The sequence below is a fragment of the Citrobacter sp. 50677481 genome (assembly GCF_001463265.1).
GTDB lineage: Bacteria > Pseudomonadota > Gammaproteobacteria > Enterobacterales > Enterobacteriaceae > Citrobacter_A > Citrobacter_A sedlakii.
Genome location: NZ_LNHZ01000050.1, coordinates 1 through 15,858 on the forward strand (window position 1 = coordinate 1; position 15,858 = coordinate 15,858).

Sequence of the window (15,858 nt, forward strand, 5' to 3'; positions counted from 1 at the left end):
ATGTGCAATAATATACGCGTAGATGCTCATTCCATCTCTTATGCTCGCCATAGTGCCTCATAAACTCAGGAATGATGCAGAGCCGTTTACGGTGCTTATCGTCCACTGACAGATGTCGCTTCGGCCTCATCAAACACCATGGACATAACGTTGAGTGAAGCACCCCTTTATGTTGTCATACAGACCTGTTTTGACGCCTGCTCCCCTAAAAGAGCAGGCGTTTTTTTATGCGATTAGCGTACGGGCATTGCAGGCCCGGTAAGCGAAGCGTCACCGGGCGTGAGAGAGGTATTACTGCGGGGGATTGTTCTGCAAGGTCAGCATCAGGCCGTCGCGGCGCATGGTGGCCGCTTCTTCCGGCTGATGCAGTCGGTCCAGCGCGTCGGCAAGCCAGGCGTAATCATACGCGTCCGGACGCTGCTTAAGCGCGGCGCGGAAGGCGATAGTCGCTTCCTGCCATTCACCGTGCTTCATCAGCGATTGCCCCAGCGTACTCCACAACAGCGGACGATCGCCCACGGTCTTGATCTGCTGACGCAGCACTTTCTCCAGCTGTTCCGGGTTGTTGGTTTTCAGACGAGGGATTGGCAGCACCAGACGATCGTCATACTGGCGCTTCAGGCCGTCGATGATAATCTGCTGCGCCATATCGTGATCGTCACACTCGATCAGGTGTTCAGCCATTGCCACCTGCAGGGCGACCTGATGGCGTGTTTTACGGCTCTGGTGTTTCCACCATTCACGTAACCCTTCGCTGCCCTGATCGGCTCGCGCCTGATCCATCAAACCAATCCACGCCTGCTGCTCCAGCGCGGCGCGATGTTCTTCGTCGCCGACGTTGGCTTTCGCCATTGACGGGATAATATCCAGCAGTGAACTCCACGCGCCGGTGCGGATGTAGGCTTGTTCCGCCAGACGCAGTACTTCCGGATGACGTGGCGTGACTTCCAGCAGTTTATCAACGCCGTGACGCGCCGCATGGTTCTCATTACGCGCCAGCTGCAGGCGTACGCGGGCAATCTCCACCGGAATGGTGTCGTTACCTGCCAGTTCCGCTGCGCGTTCCAGATGCTGATTAGCGCGCGCTTCATCGCCGCGCTGTTGCGCCGCTTCCGCCGCCAGCAGATAGTTTACGACCGGTTGTTCGGCATGGTCGGCGTTTTTCGCCATCAGCTTTTCAACCTGTTGGTAGTCGCCTTCCGCCAGCTTCAGCAGCGCCTGTTCCGTTTGCTTACGCGCGCGACGACGCTTACGGCCAACGAACCAGCCGCGCGTATGGGCGCCGGTACGAAGGATTCGGCGCAGCACCCATTCGATGGCAAACAGCACCACCATCGCAAGGATCAGGATGATGACCAGCCCGGTGACGCTGGTTTCGATGTTATATGTATCGGTCTGGATCAGCACGTAGCCCTGGTGGCCGGCGATCATCGGCCCCACCACGATCCCGGCTATCAACAGCACAAAGAGCAATAATACTTTCAGCATCATTATTCTCCTTGCGGCGCGGCTGCCGGGGCTTCAGCCTGCGGTGCGGCAGGTGCAGGCGCGGCTTCCGTTGTTGTCGCGGTTGGTTGCGCCAGTAGGTTACGCACACGGGTCTGCATTAATTTCTCAAGAATGGCCTGGCTTTGCAGCGTTTCCGGCACGTCCATCGTGATGTTCTGCTGGCTGAGCTTATCCACTTCTTCAAGGAAGGCTTTGGTGGTGGCGTCGTCAGTATCGTAGTAAGCGCGTACCCAGGTTGAGACATTATCCAGCGCCTGGCGGTAGGTTTCTTCCTGATGACGCGGCACTGCCTGCGCGGCGACTAACAGACGAGAGCGAATGTTCTCCCGCAGATAGACATCCTGATTCGGCGCCAGTAGCGGCACGGCGGTGTCGTCGCGACGACGAACGGTAATAAAGCTGTCCATAAAGTTCTGCCAGCTTTTTTGCAGATTAATGCGCCATTCACTGATCGAACTGGAAAGCTCAGGGCTGTCTGCATCCATCGGCGAACCGTCATTGTCGTTATCGGCCAGACGCAGGTTATCGATCTGATTAGACAGCTGATTGACCTTCAGGATAATGCCGTCGTAATCCACCTGGGAAACCGCGGAGAGGCTGGCAATATCGTCGGTAATCGCCCGACGAGCAGCGATCAGGCTCGGATCGTTCATGTCCGCCAGGCTGGCGTCGGCGCTTTTCAGCAATGCCGCCGCCGTGGTGACATCCTGATCGCTCCACAACTTACGCCCTGCCAGCTTAACGAGGAAATCCGCCTGCGCCAGCAGCCAGGTTTTTGCATCGCTACCGGAAATAGTGGCGACTTTTTGCTGCACTTCATCCAGTTGTCTGGACAGTTCGGCTTGCTGGCGATTGGCCTGCTCAAGCTGTGTCGCCTGCTGTTTGATAATGCCTTCCAGCTCCGCTTTCTGGCTTTCCTGCGCCTTTTGCAGCGCGGTCAGTTGATTAACCAGCGCATCGTTCGCGGCGCTTTGGGTGGTTGCCTGTTGTTTCCCCCAGCCATAAAGCCCAACGCCCGCCGCCAGCGCAATCGCGATAGCCACTGCGCTCAGGACTAGCGCGGTGCTGTTCTTACTCTTTTTTTCAGCTTTTACTGGCTGTGGCGTGGTGTCCACGGCCTCCCTGGTTTCTTCAACCACGGCGGAGGATTTTTCTTGTTCCGTCATTATGGCTTCCCATTATGAGAGTTATTGTAATGCGCTCAGTAGCGCATCGTTGTCGGCGTTATCGGCGACCTGAATATCTTGCCAGCCCAGTTCCCGGGCGAGGTGCGCCAGACGCTCACTGACGACAATAAGCCGGCAGCGTAGTAACCAGTTTTCGCGATACCACTGCGGAATCAGCGCGGTAAGCTGTTGCAGCATTTCGCCGCTGGTGACAACCACCGTCGTCACCCCGCGCGACTGCCAGCGCATCGCTTCTTCCGCGCCATCGTAATGTTTAGCGCTGCGTTGATAACATTCATAAAACGCCACGTCAGCGCCGCGCGTCGTCAGGGTTTCCCCCAACAGTTCCCGACCGCCGTTACCGCGTAAGATCAGCGCCCGTTTACCTGCAATATTTTGTAATTCAGGTAATTGTAGCAACACTTCGCTAATTTCCCGATCCTGCGGGTAGCGAATATCGTGACCGCTGACGGTATGAAGCGCCAGCGCGGTGGTGCGGCCAATGGCGAAATAGCGCGGTTCAGCGGGCCACTTCTCCCTTTGCCGCTCCAGGTGCGCATGGGCAAAAGAGACCGCGTGTTGCGACAGCGCAAACAGCAGATCGTTATCCGTCAGCGCCGCCAGCGCCTCGGGGAGTCGCGACAGATCGCGCCCCGGCGTGAATTCGATGAGCGGAAAGCTCCAGGCCTCCTGCCCCAGTGCGCGCAGACGGCTCACTAATTCCTCCCCTGCGGGAGACGGGCGGGTGACCAGAATGCTCATGCGGGGGACTCTCCGTTATACACTTCCGTCAGAATAGCGCGGGCGCCGTTGTCCAGCAGCTCTTCGGCAAGCGAGATGCCCATCTGCTCGGCTTGATCGGGGGTACCGCGACGTTCACCGCGCACCATCACCGAACCGTCCGGGGCGCCAACCAGCGCACGCAGCCAAATTTCGCCATCAATCATTTCAGCATAGCTGCCAATCGGCACCTGGCAGCCGCCTTCCAGACGGGTGTTCATGGCGCGCTCAGCTTTCACCCGCAGCGCGGTGATCTCGTCATTCAGCGGCGCCAGCAGCGCCTGGGTGCGCGTATCATCAAGACGGCATTCAATGCCGACCGCGCCCTGGCCCACTGCAGGGAGCGAAATTTCCGGCGGCAGCGCGGTACGGATGCGTGATTCAAGTCCTAAGCGTTTGAGGCCTGCAACGGCAAGAATAATCGCGTCGTAGTCGCCGTTATCCAGTTTGCTTAAACGCGTGCCGACGTTGCCGCGCAGGGAACGGATAATAAGATCCGGACGGCGCTCGGCGAGCTGGCACTGGCGGCGTAAGCTCGACGTGCCCACAATACTGCCTGCGGGCAATTCGTCGAGTGTATTGAAGGTATTTGAAACAAAGGCGTCACGCGGATCTTCGCGTTCGCAGATAGTCACCAGCCCCAGCCCTTCCGGGAATTCGACCGGGACATCTTTCATTGAGTGCACTGCGATATCGGCGCGTTTTTCCAGTAGCGCGACTTCGAGTTCTTTCACGAACAAGCCTTTACCGCCCACTTTGGCCAGCGGGGTGTCAAGAATGACGTCGCCACGCGTCACCATCGGCACCAGTTCCACCACCAGGCCGGGATGATTTGCCATCAGCGCGTCTTTGACATAATGTGCCTGCCAGAGCGCAAGGGGGCTTTGGCGTGTGGCAATTCTTAAAACATTGTCTAACATGCTTGTTACCGTCATTATCGTCCGTGGTTCATCCTAACATCCTTACAAGTGGGATGGCAGTGTTACGGTCAAAGGTAAGTAAAGGATAAGACGCAGCGCGACAGCTGGCAGTAAATAATGACGAGAAGCCGCCCGATCGTATTACAGAATTTACGCGCAGCGATTGGTGCTACACTTGTATGTAGTGCATCTTTCTTTACGGTCAATGAGCAAGGTGTTAAATTGATCACGTTTTAGACCATTTTTTCGTCGGTAAGCACAAAAATACGGGCGAAAAGGGTAACGGTTTTTTTGACATACGGTTTATCCCGAATGGTGAAGGTCGCGCGCAGGCGTTCTTACTGCGACGATCGACAACATGACGGGTAGCAACATCAGGCGATACGTCTTGTACCTCTATATTGAGACTCTGAAACAGAGACTGGATGCCATAAATCAATTGCGCGTGGATCGCGCGCTTGCTGCCATGGGACCTGCTTTTCAGCAGGTGTACAGTCTTCTGCCGACATTATTGCATTACCACCATCCGCTGATGCCGGGGTACCTCGATGGTAACGTTCCCCGAGGCATTTGCTTCTACACGCCTGATGAAACCCAACGCCACTACCTGAACGAACTGGAACTGCACCGCGGACTCGCGCCGCAGGATCCGCCGAAGGGCGAATTGCCTATCACTGGCGTTTACTCAATGGGCAGCACCTCCTCCGTTGGGCAAAGCTGTTCGTCTGACCTGGATATCTGGGTATGCCACCAGTCGTGGCTCGACAGTGAAGAGCGCCAACTTCTGCAACGAAAATGCAGCCTGCTGGAAAGCTGGGCCGCCTCGCTGGGGGTGGAAGTCAGCTTCTTCCTGATCGATGAAAACCGTTTCCGTCACAATGAAAGCGGTAGCCTGGGGGGAGAGGACTGTGGCTCCACCCAGCACATCCTGCTGCTCGACGAATTTTACCGCACTGCTGTGCGCCTCGCCGGTAAGCGTATTCTGTGGAATATGGTGCCGGGCGACGAAGAAGAGCATTATGATGACTACGTGATGACGCTCTACGCGCAGGGCGTGCTCACGCCGAACGAATGGCTGGATCTGGGCGGCTTAAGCTCACTCTCCGCCGAGGAATACTTCGGCGCCAGCCTGTGGCAACTGTATAAAAGCATAGATTCCCCCTACAAAGCGGTGCTCAAAACGCTGCTGCTTGAGGCTTATTCCTGGGAATACCCCAATCCGCGCCTGCTGGCAAAAGACATTAAACAGCGCCTGCACGACGGCGAAATTGTCTCATTTGGGCTCGATCCATACTGCATGATGCTGGAGCGCGTTACTGAATATCTCACGGCGATTGAAGATCCGACGCGCCTGGATCTGGTGCGTCGATGTTTCTATCTGAAAGTGTGCGAGAAACTGAGCCGCGAGCGCGCCTGTGTGGGCTGGCGACGTGAGGTACTGAGCCAGTTAGTGAACGAATGGGGATGGGACGACGCCCGTCTGGCTATGCTCGATAACCGGGCAAACTGGAAGATCGATCAGGTGCGTGAAGCGCATAACGAGCTGCTCGACGCCATGATGCAAAGCTATCGTAATCTGATCCGCTTTGCGCGCAGGAATAATCTTAGCGTTAGCGCCAGTCCGCAGGATATCGGCGTTCTTACCCGTAAACTGTACGCGGCGTTTGAAGCCCTGCCGGGTAAAGTCACGCTGGTGAACCCGCAGATTTCGCCCGATCTCTCTGAACCGAATTTAACCTTTATCCATGTGCCGCCGGGCCGCGCCAACCGTTCAGGTTGGTATCTTTATAACCGCGCGCCGAACATGGATTCGATCATCAGCCATCAACCGCTGGAATATAACCGCTATCTGAACAAACTGGTGGCCTGGGCGTGGTTTAACGGCCTGCTGACCTCGCGGACGCATCTGTTTATTAAGGGCAACGGTATTGTGGACCTGCCGAAGCTGCAGGAGATGGTGGCGGATGTTTCGCATCACTTCCCGTTGCGTCTGCCAGCGCCGACGCCGAAAGCGCTCTACAGTCCGTGTGAAATTCGCCATCTGGCGATTATCGTTAACCTTGAATATGACCCGACGGCGGCGTTCCGCAATCAGGTGGTGCATTTCGACTTCCGTAAACTGGATGTGTTCAGCTTTGGCGAAGAGCAAAATTGCCTGGTCGGCAGCGTTGACCTGTTGTACCGCAACTCGTGGAACGAAGTGCGTACCCTGCACTTTAACGGCGAACAGGCGATGATCGAAGCGCTGAAGACGATTCTCGGCAAAATGCACCAGGATGCCGCGCCGCCGGACAGCGTGGAAGTGTTCTGCTACAGCCAGCATCTGCGCGGCTTAATTCGTACCCGCGTACAGCAACTGGTTTCCGAATGCATTGAACTGCGTCTTTCCAGCACCCGCCAGGAAACGGGACGCTTTAAGGCGCTGCGCGTTTCCGGCCAGACCTGGGGCCTGTTCTTTGAGCGCCTTAACGTGTCGGTGCAGAAGCTGGAAAACGCCATTGAGTTTTACGGCGCGATTTCGCATAACAAGCTGCACGGCCTTTCCGTGCAGGTGGAAACGAACCAGGTGAAGCTGCCGCCGGTGGTGGATGGCTTTGCCAGCGAAGGGATCATCCAGTTCTTCTTTGAAGAAACCGGCGATGAGAAGGGCTTTAATATTTACATTCTGGACGAGAGCAACCGTGCGGAAGTGTATCATCACTGCGAAGGCAGTAAGGAAGAGCTGGTGCGTGACGTCAGCCGCTTCTACTCGTCTTCGCATGACCGCTTTACCTACGGCTCCAGCTTCATAAATTTCAACCTGCCGCAGTTTTATCAGATTGTGAAAACCGACGGGCGCGCCCAGGTGATCCCGTTCCGCGCACAATCTATCAGCAACGTCCCGCCGGCCAACCAGGATAACGACGCGCCGCTGCTGCAACAGTACTTTTCGTAATTATCGCGCCCGATGACGCTTCGCTTATCGGGCCGACATTCGGACGAACCTGAAACAAACTTAGCGGAAGCTGACCGTCTCGCCCGCCTGCTGCGTTGCCGCCTGTTCCAGCAGATCCCAGAAGGTTTCGCCGCTGCGGTCGCACACCCATTCGTCGCCTTTCAGGTCAAAATGGTAACCGCCCTGTTTGGTTGCCAGCCATACCTGATGCAACGGTTCCTGACGGTTGATAATAATTTTGCTGCCGTTTTCAAAGCTAATGGTCAGCACGCCGCCATTGATCTCGCAGTCGATATCGCTGTCACCGTCCCAATCGTCCAGACGTTCTTCGATGGTCATCCACAGGGTATCTGCCAGGCGATGGAATTCACTGTCGTTCATTGTCGTTTCCCGTTTTTTTCGTGATGGCGGCAGTATAACGCGAAACAAAACGTGTTGCAGATTACTGGCAAACTCTTGCTTTTACGTCTTCTCCTGCGATGATAGAAAGCAGAAAGCATGAACTTACAGGCAATCCATAATGAAAAACGTGTTTCAGGCACTCGCTGTACTTCTGACTCTGTTCAGCCTGACGGGCTGTGGCTTAAAAGGTCCGCTTTATTTCCCGCCAGCCGATAAAAACGCGCCGCCGCCGACCAAACCTGTTGATCCGCAAACGCAATCAACGACGCCCGATCAAAACGATCGCGCAACGGGAGACGGGCCAACGCAGGTGAACTACTGACGGTGTGTTTCTGTCCCCGCGTGAACGGAGTGAATAATGCAATTCTCTAAAATGCATGGCCTTGGCAACGATTTTATGGTCGTCGACGCGGTAACGCAGAATGTCTTTTTTTCACCGGAACTCATCCGCCGCCTGTCTGACCGGCATCTGGGCGTGGGATTTGACCAATTGTTGGTGGTCGAGCCGCCGTACGATCCGGAGCTGGATTTTCATTATCGCATCTTCAATGCCGACGGCAGCGAAGTGTCCCAGTGCGGTAATGGCGCGCGCTGCTTCGCGCGTTTTGTGCGCCTGAAAGGGCTGACCAATAAACGCGATATTCGCGTCAGTACGGCCAATGGCCGAATGGTGCTGAGCGTAACGGACGACGAGCTGGTGCGGGTGAACATGGGGGAACCCAATTTCGAGCCGTCTCAAGTGCCGTTTCGCGCGAACAAAGCGGAAAAGACCTATATTATGCGCGCCGCCGAGCAGACAATATTGTGCGGCGTGGTTTCAATGGGAAACCCGCACTGCGTGATTCAGGTCGATGACGTCGACACGGCGGCAGTGGAAACGCTTGGACCGGTGCTGGAAAGCCACGAGCGTTTCCCCGAGCGGGCAAATATTGGTTTTATGCAGGTTGTGAAGCGTGAGCATATTCGTTTACGCGTTTACGAGCGCGGCGCGGGCGAGACGCAAGCCTGCGGCAGCGGTGCGTGCGCGGCCGTCGCCGTCGGCATTCAACAGGGTCTGCTGGCGGAAGATGTTCGCGTCGAATTACCGGGCGGTCGCCTTGATATCGCCTGGAAAGGTCCGGGCCATCCGTTATACATGACAGGTCCGGCGGCACATGTTTACGACGGGTTTATCCATCTATGAAGCAGCCAGGGGAAGAACTACAGGAAACGCTTATGGAACTCGATGACCGGGCGGTCGTCGACTATCTGCAAAAGAATCCTGAATTCTTTATCCGCAACGCGCACGCGGTGGAAGCGATGCGTGTTCCCCATCCGGTGCGGGGCACGGTATCGCTGGTTGAGTGGCATATGGCGCGCGCGCGTAATCACATCAACGTTCTTGAAGAAAACATGTCGCTGCTGGTGGCGCAGGCGACAGCGAACGAAAGCCTGTTTTACCGTCTACTGCATTTGCAGGGGCGGCTGGTCGCTGCAACCAGCCTGGATGATATGTTAATGCGCTTTCATCGCTGGGCGCGGGATCTGGGGCTGGCGGGCGCGACCGTCCGTTTGTTTCCCGATCGCTGGCGACTCGGCGCGCCGTCGAGCTACACCCATCTGGCGCTAAACCGGCAAGCCTTTGAACCGCTGCGTATTCAACGACTGGGGCAGGCACACCATTATCTTGGGCCTTTAAACGGTCCGGAGTTGCTGGTGGTGCTGCCGGAAGCCAAAGCGATTGGCTCGGTCGCGATGTCGATGCTGGGGCGCGACGGCGATTTGGGCGTGATCGTATTCAGCAGCCGCGATGTGCATCATTATCAACAGGGACAGGGAACGCAGTTGCTGCAGGAGGTCGCGCTGATGCTGCCGGATCTGCTGGAGCGCTGGATTGAACGCGTATGAGCGATTTCAACACCGATGTCGACCGTTTCCTGCGCTATCTCGGCGTGGAGCGCCAGCTTAGCCCCATTACGCTGAAAAACTACCAGCGCCAGTTGGATGCCATTATCGCCCTTGCTACCGCGGCGGGACTGGAGAGCTGGCAACACTGTGACGCGGCGATGGTGCGCAGTTTCGCGGCGCGCAGCCGTCGACAAGGGCTTGGCCCTGCCAGCCTGGCGTTACGTCTTTCCGCGTTGCGCAGTTTCTTCGACTGGATGGTCAGTGAAGGAAAACTGAGCGCCAACCCGGCGAAAGGCGTTTCTGCGCCGAAAACGCCTCGCCATTTGCCGAAAAATATCGACGTTGACGACATGAACCGTTTGCTGGACATCGACCTTAACGATCCGCTCGCCGTGCGCGACCGGGCGATGCTGGAGGTGATGTACGGCGCGGGGCTGCGTTTGTCCGAACTGGTGGGGCTGGATATTAAGCATCTCGATCTCGACACTGGCGAAGTGTGGGTGATGGGGAAAGGCAGCAAAGAGCGCCGTTTGCCCATTGGCCGGAACGCAGTGGCGTGGATTGAACACTGGCTGGATCTGCGCGGTCTGTTTGGCAGTGAAGAAGACGCGCTGTTCCTGTCGAAGCTTGGCAAGCGGATCTCCGCGCGTAACGTGCAGAAGCGTTTTGCCGAGTGGGGGATCAAACAGGGACTGAACAGCCACGTCCACCCGCACAAGTTACGTCATTCATTCGCGACCCACATGCTGGAGTCAAGCGGCGACCTGCGTGGCGTACAGGAGCTGTTAGGACACGCTAACCTCTCCACCACGCAAATCTATACTCATCTGGATTTTCAACACCTTGCCTCGGTGTACGATGCGGCGCACCCGCGCGCCAAACGGGGGAAATAATGCGTTTTTACCGGCCTTTAGGGCACATTTCCGCGATCACCTTCGATCTCGATGACACCCTTTATGATAACCGTCCGGTTATCCTGCGCACCGAGCAGGAAGCGCTTGCCTTTGTGCAAAATTATCATCCGGCGCTGCGCACGATTCAGAATGCCGATCTGCAACGCCTGCGCCAGGTTGTGCGCGAGGCGGAACCGGACATCTATCACGATGTGACCCGCTGGCGGCATCGCGCGGTGGAACAGGCAATGCTCAACGCGGGCCTCCCGGCGGAAGACGCGATAGCAGGCGCAAATGCGGCGATGATGAACTTTGCTAAATGGCGCAGTCAGGTCGATGTGCCGCAAGCCACCCATGACACGCTGAAGGCGTTAGCGAAGAAATGGCCGCTGGTGGCGATCACCAACGGTAACGCCCAGCCGGAACTGTTTGGTCTTGGCGACTATTTTGAATTTGTGCTGCGCGCAGGTCCGGATGGTCGCTCAAAGCCGTTTAGCGACATGTACTTTCTGGCGGCGGAAAAACTCAACGTGCCGATCGGCGAGATCCTGCACGTGGGCGACGATCTGACCACCGATGTTGCCGGAGCGATCCGCAGCGGTTTGCAGGCCTGCTGGATCAAACCGCAAAATGCTGACCTGATGCAGACCTATGACAGCCGCTTGTTGCCGCATATGGAAATTTCACGGTTGGCATCCCTCACGACGCTGATATAATCACCAGCAGAACTCTGTATATATACCCAGCTTTTTTTGGCGGATGGCGCTACGCTTATCCGCCCTACCTACTTATACGCGGCGGTGCCAATGGACGTTTCTTACCTGCTCGACAGCCTCAATGACAAACAGCGCGAAGCGGTGGCCGCGCCACGCAGCAACATGCTGGTTCTCGCCGGGGCGGGGAGTGGTAAAACCCGCGTTCTGGTACACCGTATCGCCTGGTTGCTGACCGTGGAGAACAACTCGCCGTATTCGATTATGGCGGTGACCTTCACCAACAAAGCGGCGGCGGAAATGCGCCACCGTATCGGCCAACTGATGGGCACCAGCCAGGGCGGAATGTGGGTGGGGACCTTCCACGGGCTGGCACACCGGCTGCTGCGTGCGCACCACATGGACGCCAACCTGCCGCAGGATTTCCAGATCCTGGACAGTGAAGACCAGTTGCGTCTGCTCAAGCGTCTGATCAAGGCGATGAACCTTGACGAGAAGCAGTGGCCGCCGCGCCAGGCCATGTGGTTCATCAACAGCCAGAAAGACGAAGGGCTGCGGCCACACCACCTACAGAGTTTTGGAAATCCGGTAGAGCAGACCTGGCAGAAGGTGTATCAGGCCTATCAGGAAGCGTGCGATCGCGCCGGACTGGTGGATTTTGCCGAACTGCTGCTGCGCGCCCATGAGCTATGGCTTAATAAACCGCATATCCTTCAGCACTACCGCGAGCGTTTCACCAATATTCTGGTGGACGAATTTCAGGATACCAATAACATCCAGTACGCGTGGGTGCGTTTGCTTGCGGGCGATAGCGGAAAAGTGATGATTGTGGGCGACGACGACCAGTCCATTTATGGCTGGCGCGGCGCGCAGGTGGAAAATATCCAGCGCTTTCTCAACGACTTCCCCGGCGCGCAAACCATTCGTCTGGAGCAGAACTACCGTTCGACCAGCAACATCCTGAGCGCGGCCAACGCCCTGATTGAAAATAACAACGGTCGACTGGGGAAAAAACTGTGGACCGACGGCGTTGACGGTGAGCCTATCTCGCTTTACTGCGCCTTCAACGAACTGGACGAAGCGCGGTTTGTGGTTAACCGCATCAAAACCTGGCAGGACAACGGTGGGGCGCTGGAACAGTGCGCCATTCTCTACCGCAGCAACGCCCAGTCGCGCGTGCTGGAAGAAGCCTTGCTGCAAGCCAGCATGCCGTACCGAATTTATGGCGGTATGCGCTTCTTCGAACGTCAGGAAATTAAAGACGCACTCTCTTACCTGCGCCTGATCGCGAACCGCAATGACGACGCCGCTTTTGAACGCGTGGTCAATACGCCAACCCGCGGGATTGGCGATCGCACCCTTGACGTGGTGCGCCAGACCTCGCGCGATCGCCAGCTTACTCTCTGGCAGGCCTGTCGCGACCTGTTGCAAGAAAAAGCGCTGGCCGGACGCGCCGCCAGTGCGCTCCAGCGTTTTATGGAGCTGATTGACGCGCTGGCGCAGGAAACCGCCGATATGCCGCTGCACGTGCAGACTGACCGGGTGATTAAAGATTCCGGTCTGCGCACTATGTACGAGCAGGAAAAAGGCGAGAAAGGGCAAACCCGTATTGAAAACTTAGAGGAACTGGTGACGGCGACGCGTCAGTTCAGCTACAACGAAGAAGATGAAGATTTAATGCCGCTGCAGGCGTTCCTTTCCCACGCGGCGCTGGAAGCGGGAGAAGGGCAGGCGGATACCTGGCAGGACGCGGTTCAGCTCATGACGTTACACTCCGCGAAAGGGCTGGAATTCCCACAGGTGTTTATCGTCGGCATGGAAGAGGGGATGTTCCCCAGCCAGATGTCGCTGGATGAAGGGGGGCGTCTGGAAGAAGAGCGCCGCCTGGCGTACGTTGGCGTAACACGCGCGATGCAAAAACTTACCCTGACCTACGCCGAAACTCGTCGTCTGTATGGTAAAGAGGTCTATCACCGCCCGTCGCGCTTTATCGGCGAACTACCGGAAGCGTGTGTGGAAGAAGTCCGCCTGCGGGCGACGGTCAGCCGTCCGGTCAGCCATCAGCGGATGGGCGCCCCCCTTGCAGAAAACGATACCGGGTATAAGCTGGGCCAGCGCGTGCGCCATGCGAAGTTCGGTGACGGCACCATTGTGAATCTGGAAGGCAGCGGCGAGCACAGCCGGTTACAGGTCGCCTTCCAGGGACAGGGGATAAAATGGCTGGTCGCGGCATACGCGAAGCTGGAAACGGTCTGATGGCGCTAACGCATTGATTCTTAGGCCGGATAAGGGAGTTTTGCCATCGTCCGGCCTGGCTTATTCCCGGATAATGGCAGTCTTATCAGACAGACGCTTTTCGCTTCCACATCGCCGCTTAATATTCTGAAATCATAGATAAATCCCCCCTCTCTGCTAACCTTTTTACATAAGGGGAAATTATTACTTTTTCGCGTTCCGTTGCGAGTTGACGGCAAATTTTTGCTGGCGTAACATGCGCGCACGATTACGCTAAGAGGACATTCGCCTTGGACACACCCAGTAGATACTGGCTCATTATCCTGTCATCCAGGATCAACTCCTAAGGCTATCCCTTTTTGCTGATGGCCTTAGCGGTTGTCAGCGACCTGCATTTTTTCCCGTCGCGCTGAGTCAGGCTTTTATGGTCTGAAACCCAATTTGTTTCTGTGTGCCCACCGAACTGTCCGATATTTTTACGCATTGGGAGTCCCGGTCATGCTGAGCGCATTTCAACTGGAAAACAATCGACTGAGCCGGCTGGAAGTCGAAGAATCACAAACCCTGATTGATGCCGTGTGGGTCGACCTGGTCGAACCGGACGATGACGAGCGTTTGCGCGTACAATCCGAGCTGGGGCAGAGCCTGGCAACCCGCCCCGAACTGGAAGACATCGAAGCATCCGCGCGTTTTTTTGAAGACGAAGACGGCCTGCACATCCACTCCTTCTTCTTCTTTGAAGACGCGGAAGATCACGCCGGTAACTCCACCGTGGCGTTTACCATTCGCGATGGCCGTCTGTTTACCCTGCGTGAGCGCGAACTGCCCGCGTTTCGTTTATACCGCATGCGCGCCCGTAGCCAGGCGATGGTCGACGGTAACGCCTATGAGCTGCTGCTCGATCTGTTCGAAACCAAAATCGAACAGCTGGCGGATGAAATTGAAAACATCTACAGCGACCTGGAACAGCTTAGCCGTGTGATCATGGAAGGGCATCAGGGCGATGAATATGATGAAGCGCTTTCGACGCTGGCGGAGCTGGAGGATATCGGCTGGAAGGTGCGTTTGTGTCTGATGGATACCCAGCGCGCGCTAAACTTCCTGGTACGCAAAGCGCGTCTGCCGGGTGGTCAACTGGAGCAGGCGCGCGAGATCTTACGCGATATCGAATCCCTGCTGCCGCACAACGAATCTCTGTTCCAGAAGGTGAACTTCCTGATGCAGGCGGCGATGGGCTTTATCAACATCGAGCAGAACCGCATCATCAAAATCTTCTCGGTGGTCTCCGTAGTGTTCCTGCCGCCGACGCTGGTGGCATCCAGTTACGGGATGAACTTTGAGTTTATGCCGGAGCTAAAATGGAGCTTTGGCTACCCTGGCGCGATTATCTTCATGATCCTCGCGGGGCTGGCGCCGTATCTGTACTTTAAACGTAAGAACTGGCTGTAAAACCTGGCGGGTTCCCTCTCCAGACAGGAGAGGGTCAGGGGGACGGGTAAATCACACGCTTTTACGCGTCCGGCGCTGGGTATAAATCGCATCGGCGACAAAAATCGCCAGCGCCACCCAGATAAACGCGAACGTCACCATCTTATCTGCCCCCGGCACTTCGCCGTAAAACATGACTGCCAGCAGGAACATCAGCGTCGGGCCAATGTACTGGAAGAAGCCCAGCGTTGAGAGGCGCAAACGGGTTGCGGCGCCGGTAAAGCACAGCAGCGGGACGGTAGTCACGACGCCTGCGGCGATCAGCAATAGATTAAGCGACAGCGGGTTTTGCCCCATGTGGCTGGTTGTGCTGTCCGCAATACCAAACAGGTAAATCGCCGCCACTGGCAACAGCCACAGCGTTTCAAACAGCATGCCGGTTTGTGCTTCCACGGCAATCTTTTTACGGACCAGACCGTAAAAGGCAAAGCTAAACGCCAGCCCCAGCGCGATGACTGGCAGCGACCCAAAGGTCCATAACTGCACCAGCACGCCGCACACCGCCAGAATCACGGCCACCCACTGCATCCGGCGAAAGCGTTCGCCGAGGAAAATCATTCCCAGCAGGATATTGACCAGCGGATTAATGAAGTAACCGAGGCTGGCTTCCAGCATGTGGTGATTGTTCACCGCCCAGATAAACAACAGCCAGTTACCGCCAATCAGCACGGCAGACAACGCCAGCAGGAACACCTTTTTCGGTGTCTGCAGCAGCGTTTTGACGCCGGACCACTGACGGCTGACGCTCATCAGCGCCACCATAAAAAAGAATGACCAGATCACCCGGTGCGTCAGGATTTCATCCGCAGGAACGTAATGAATCAGTTTGAAGTACGCAGGGGCGATGCCCCAAATAAAATAAGCGGCAAGAGCGAGTAACACGCCCTGCCGCGTTTGCTTTGCATCCATCGGGAAAACTCGTGTCTGAAA

Annotated in this window: 15 protein-coding genes; 9 read left to right on the top strand and 6 right to left on the bottom strand. The window is 56.5% G+C overall.

Annotated elements, in window-relative coordinates; genetic code table 11:
- Positions 1-291: 291 nt before the first annotated feature.
- From hemY to hemC, 4 genes are read right to left on the bottom strand one after another with little or no spacing between them, the layout of a single operon-like run.
- A complete protein-coding gene (hemY, locus tag APU02_RS12405) occupies positions 292-1,488 on the bottom strand; it encodes a protoheme IX biogenesis protein HemY (RefSeq protein WP_042292802.1) in 1,197 nt (398 codons plus the stop codon).
- A gap of 2 nt (positions 1,489-1,490) precedes the next feature.
- Entirely contained in the window at positions 1,491-2,675 is a 1,185-nt protein-coding gene (hemX, locus tag APU02_RS12410; protein ID WP_060570162.1) for a uroporphyrinogen-III C-methyltransferase, read from the bottom strand.
- Between the two features lie 21 nt (positions 2,676-2,696).
- On the bottom strand, positions 2,697-3,437 hold the full coding sequence (hemD, locus tag APU02_RS12415; protein ID WP_060570163.1) for a uroporphyrinogen-III synthase: 741 nt from the start codon (positions 3,435-3,437) through the stop codon (positions 2,697-2,699).
- Positions 3,434-4,375 carry a hydroxymethylbilane synthase gene (gene hemC / locus APU02_RS12420; protein ID WP_060570175.1) on the bottom strand — a complete coding sequence of 314 codons (942 nt, stop codon included), beginning with the start codon at positions 4,373-4,375 and terminating at the stop codon, positions 3,434-3,436. The genes hemD and hemC overlap by 4 nt, the downstream gene beginning before the upstream one ends.
- Before the next feature lie 388 nt (positions 4,376-4,763).
- Between hemC and cyaA the strand changes: the two genes are divergently transcribed.
- Positions 4,764-7,310 carry a class I adenylate cyclase gene (cyaA, locus tag APU02_RS12425; RefSeq protein ID WP_042292797.1) on the top strand — a complete coding sequence of 849 codons (2,547 nt, stop codon included), beginning with the start codon at positions 4,764-4,766 and terminating at the stop codon, positions 7,308-7,310.
- Positions 7,311-7,370: 60 nt separating this feature from the next.
- Here cyaA and cyaY read toward each other — a convergent pair whose 3' ends face one another.
- Positions 7,371-7,691 (bottom strand): iron donor protein CyaY, encoded by a 321-nt coding sequence (gene cyaY, locus APU02_RS12430; RefSeq protein WP_042292793.1) that lies wholly within the window; start codon positions 7,689-7,691, stop codon positions 7,371-7,373.
- A gap of 139 nt (positions 7,692-7,830) precedes the next feature.
- Between cyaY and APU02_RS12435 the strand changes: the two genes are divergently transcribed.
- From APU02_RS12435 to corA, 8 genes are all read left to right on the top strand, one after another.
- Entirely contained in the window at positions 7,831-8,034 is a 204-nt protein-coding gene (locus tag APU02_RS12435; RefSeq protein WP_042292789.1) for a lipoprotein, read from the top strand.
- 36 nt (positions 8,035-8,070) lie between these two features.
- Complete coding sequence (gene dapF / locus APU02_RS12440) at positions 8,071-8,895, top strand: diaminopimelate epimerase (protein ID WP_042292786.1); 825 nt, start codon at positions 8,071-8,073, stop codon at positions 8,893-8,895.
- On the top strand, positions 8,892-9,599 hold the full coding sequence (locus APU02_RS12445; RefSeq protein WP_042292783.1) for a DUF484 domain-containing protein: 708 nt from the start codon (positions 8,892-8,894) through the stop codon (positions 9,597-9,599). The genes dapF and APU02_RS12445 overlap by 4 nt, the downstream gene beginning before the upstream one ends.
- A complete protein-coding gene (gene xerC / locus APU02_RS12450; RefSeq protein WP_042292780.1) occupies positions 9,596-10,492 on the top strand; it encodes a tyrosine recombinase XerC in 897 nt (298 codons plus the stop codon). The genes APU02_RS12445 and xerC overlap by 4 nt, the downstream gene beginning before the upstream one ends.
- Positions 10,492-11,208 (top strand): 5-amino-6-(5-phospho-D-ribitylamino)uracil phosphatase YigB, encoded by a 717-nt coding sequence (gene yigB, locus APU02_RS12455; RefSeq protein WP_060570164.1) that lies wholly within the window; start codon positions 10,492-10,494, stop codon positions 11,206-11,208. Before xerC ends, yigB begins: the two co-directional genes overlap by 1 nt.
- A gap of 90 nt (positions 11,209-11,298) precedes the next feature.
- Entirely contained in the window at positions 11,299-13,461 is a 2,163-nt protein-coding gene (uvrD, locus tag APU02_RS12460) for a DNA helicase II (protein ID WP_042292776.1), read from the top strand.
- 269 nt (positions 13,462-13,730) lie between these two features.
- The gene (gene ysgD / locus APU02_RS26950; RefSeq protein ID WP_212723238.1) at positions 13,731-13,787 is read left to right on the top strand and encodes a YsgD/CorL family protein; all 57 of its coding nucleotides are present in this window, start codon (positions 13,731-13,733) and stop codon (positions 13,785-13,787) included.
- 151 nt (positions 13,788-13,938) lie between these two features.
- Entirely contained in the window at positions 13,939-14,889 is a 951-nt protein-coding gene (gene corA, locus APU02_RS12465) for a magnesium/cobalt transporter CorA (RefSeq protein ID WP_042292773.1), read from the top strand.
- Between the two features lie 51 nt (positions 14,890-14,940).
- Here corA and rarD read toward each other — a convergent pair whose 3' ends face one another.
- Positions 14,941-15,837 (bottom strand): EamA family transporter RarD, encoded by an 897-nt coding sequence (gene rarD / locus APU02_RS12470; protein ID WP_060570165.1) that lies wholly within the window; start codon positions 15,835-15,837, stop codon positions 14,941-14,943.
- Positions 15,838-15,858 lie beyond the last annotated feature (21 nt).

What these genes read in the sequence shown, in the direction of transcription:
- hemY (WP_042292802.1), bottom strand. Translation starts at nt 1,488, where the DNA reads ATGCTGAAAGTATTATTGCTCTTTGTGCTGTTGATAGCCGGGATCGTG.
- hemX (WP_060570162.1), bottom strand. Translation starts at nt 2,675, where the DNA reads ATGACGGAACAAGAAAAATCCTCCGCCGTGGTTGAAGAAACCAGGGAG.
- hemD (WP_060570163.1), bottom strand. Translation starts at nt 3,437, where the DNA reads ATGAGCATTCTGGTCACCCGCCCGTCTCCCGCAGGGGAGGAATTAGTG.
- hemC (WP_060570175.1), bottom strand. Translation starts at nt 4,375, where the DNA reads ATGTTAGACAATGTTTTAAGAATTGCCACACGCCAAAGCCCCCTTGCG.
- cyaY (WP_042292793.1), bottom strand. Translation starts at nt 7,691, where the DNA reads ATGAACGACAGTGAATTCCATCGCCTGGCAGATACCCTGTGGATGACC.
- APU02_RS12435 (WP_042292789.1), top strand. Translation starts at nt 7,831, where the DNA reads ATGAAAAACGTGTTTCAGGCACTCGCTGTACTTCTGACTCTGTTCAGC.
- dapF (WP_042292786.1), top strand. Translation starts at nt 8,071, where the DNA reads ATGCAATTCTCTAAAATGCATGGCCTTGGCAACGATTTTATGGTCGTC.
- APU02_RS12445 (WP_042292783.1), top strand. Translation starts at nt 8,892, where the DNA reads ATGAAGCAGCCAGGGGAAGAACTACAGGAAACGCTTATGGAACTCGAT.
- xerC (WP_042292780.1), top strand. Translation starts at nt 9,596, where the DNA reads ATGAGCGATTTCAACACCGATGTCGACCGTTTCCTGCGCTATCTCGGC.
- yigB (WP_060570164.1), top strand. Translation starts at nt 10,492, where the DNA reads ATGCGTTTTTACCGGCCTTTAGGGCACATTTCCGCGATCACCTTCGAT.
- uvrD (WP_042292776.1), top strand. Translation starts at nt 11,299, where the DNA reads ATGGACGTTTCTTACCTGCTCGACAGCCTCAATGACAAACAGCGCGAA.
- corA (WP_042292773.1), top strand. Translation starts at nt 13,939, where the DNA reads ATGCTGAGCGCATTTCAACTGGAAAACAATCGACTGAGCCGGCTGGAA.
- rarD (WP_060570165.1), bottom strand. Translation starts at nt 15,837, where the DNA reads ATGGATGCAAAGCAAACGCGGCAGGGCGTGTTACTCGCTCTTGCCGCT.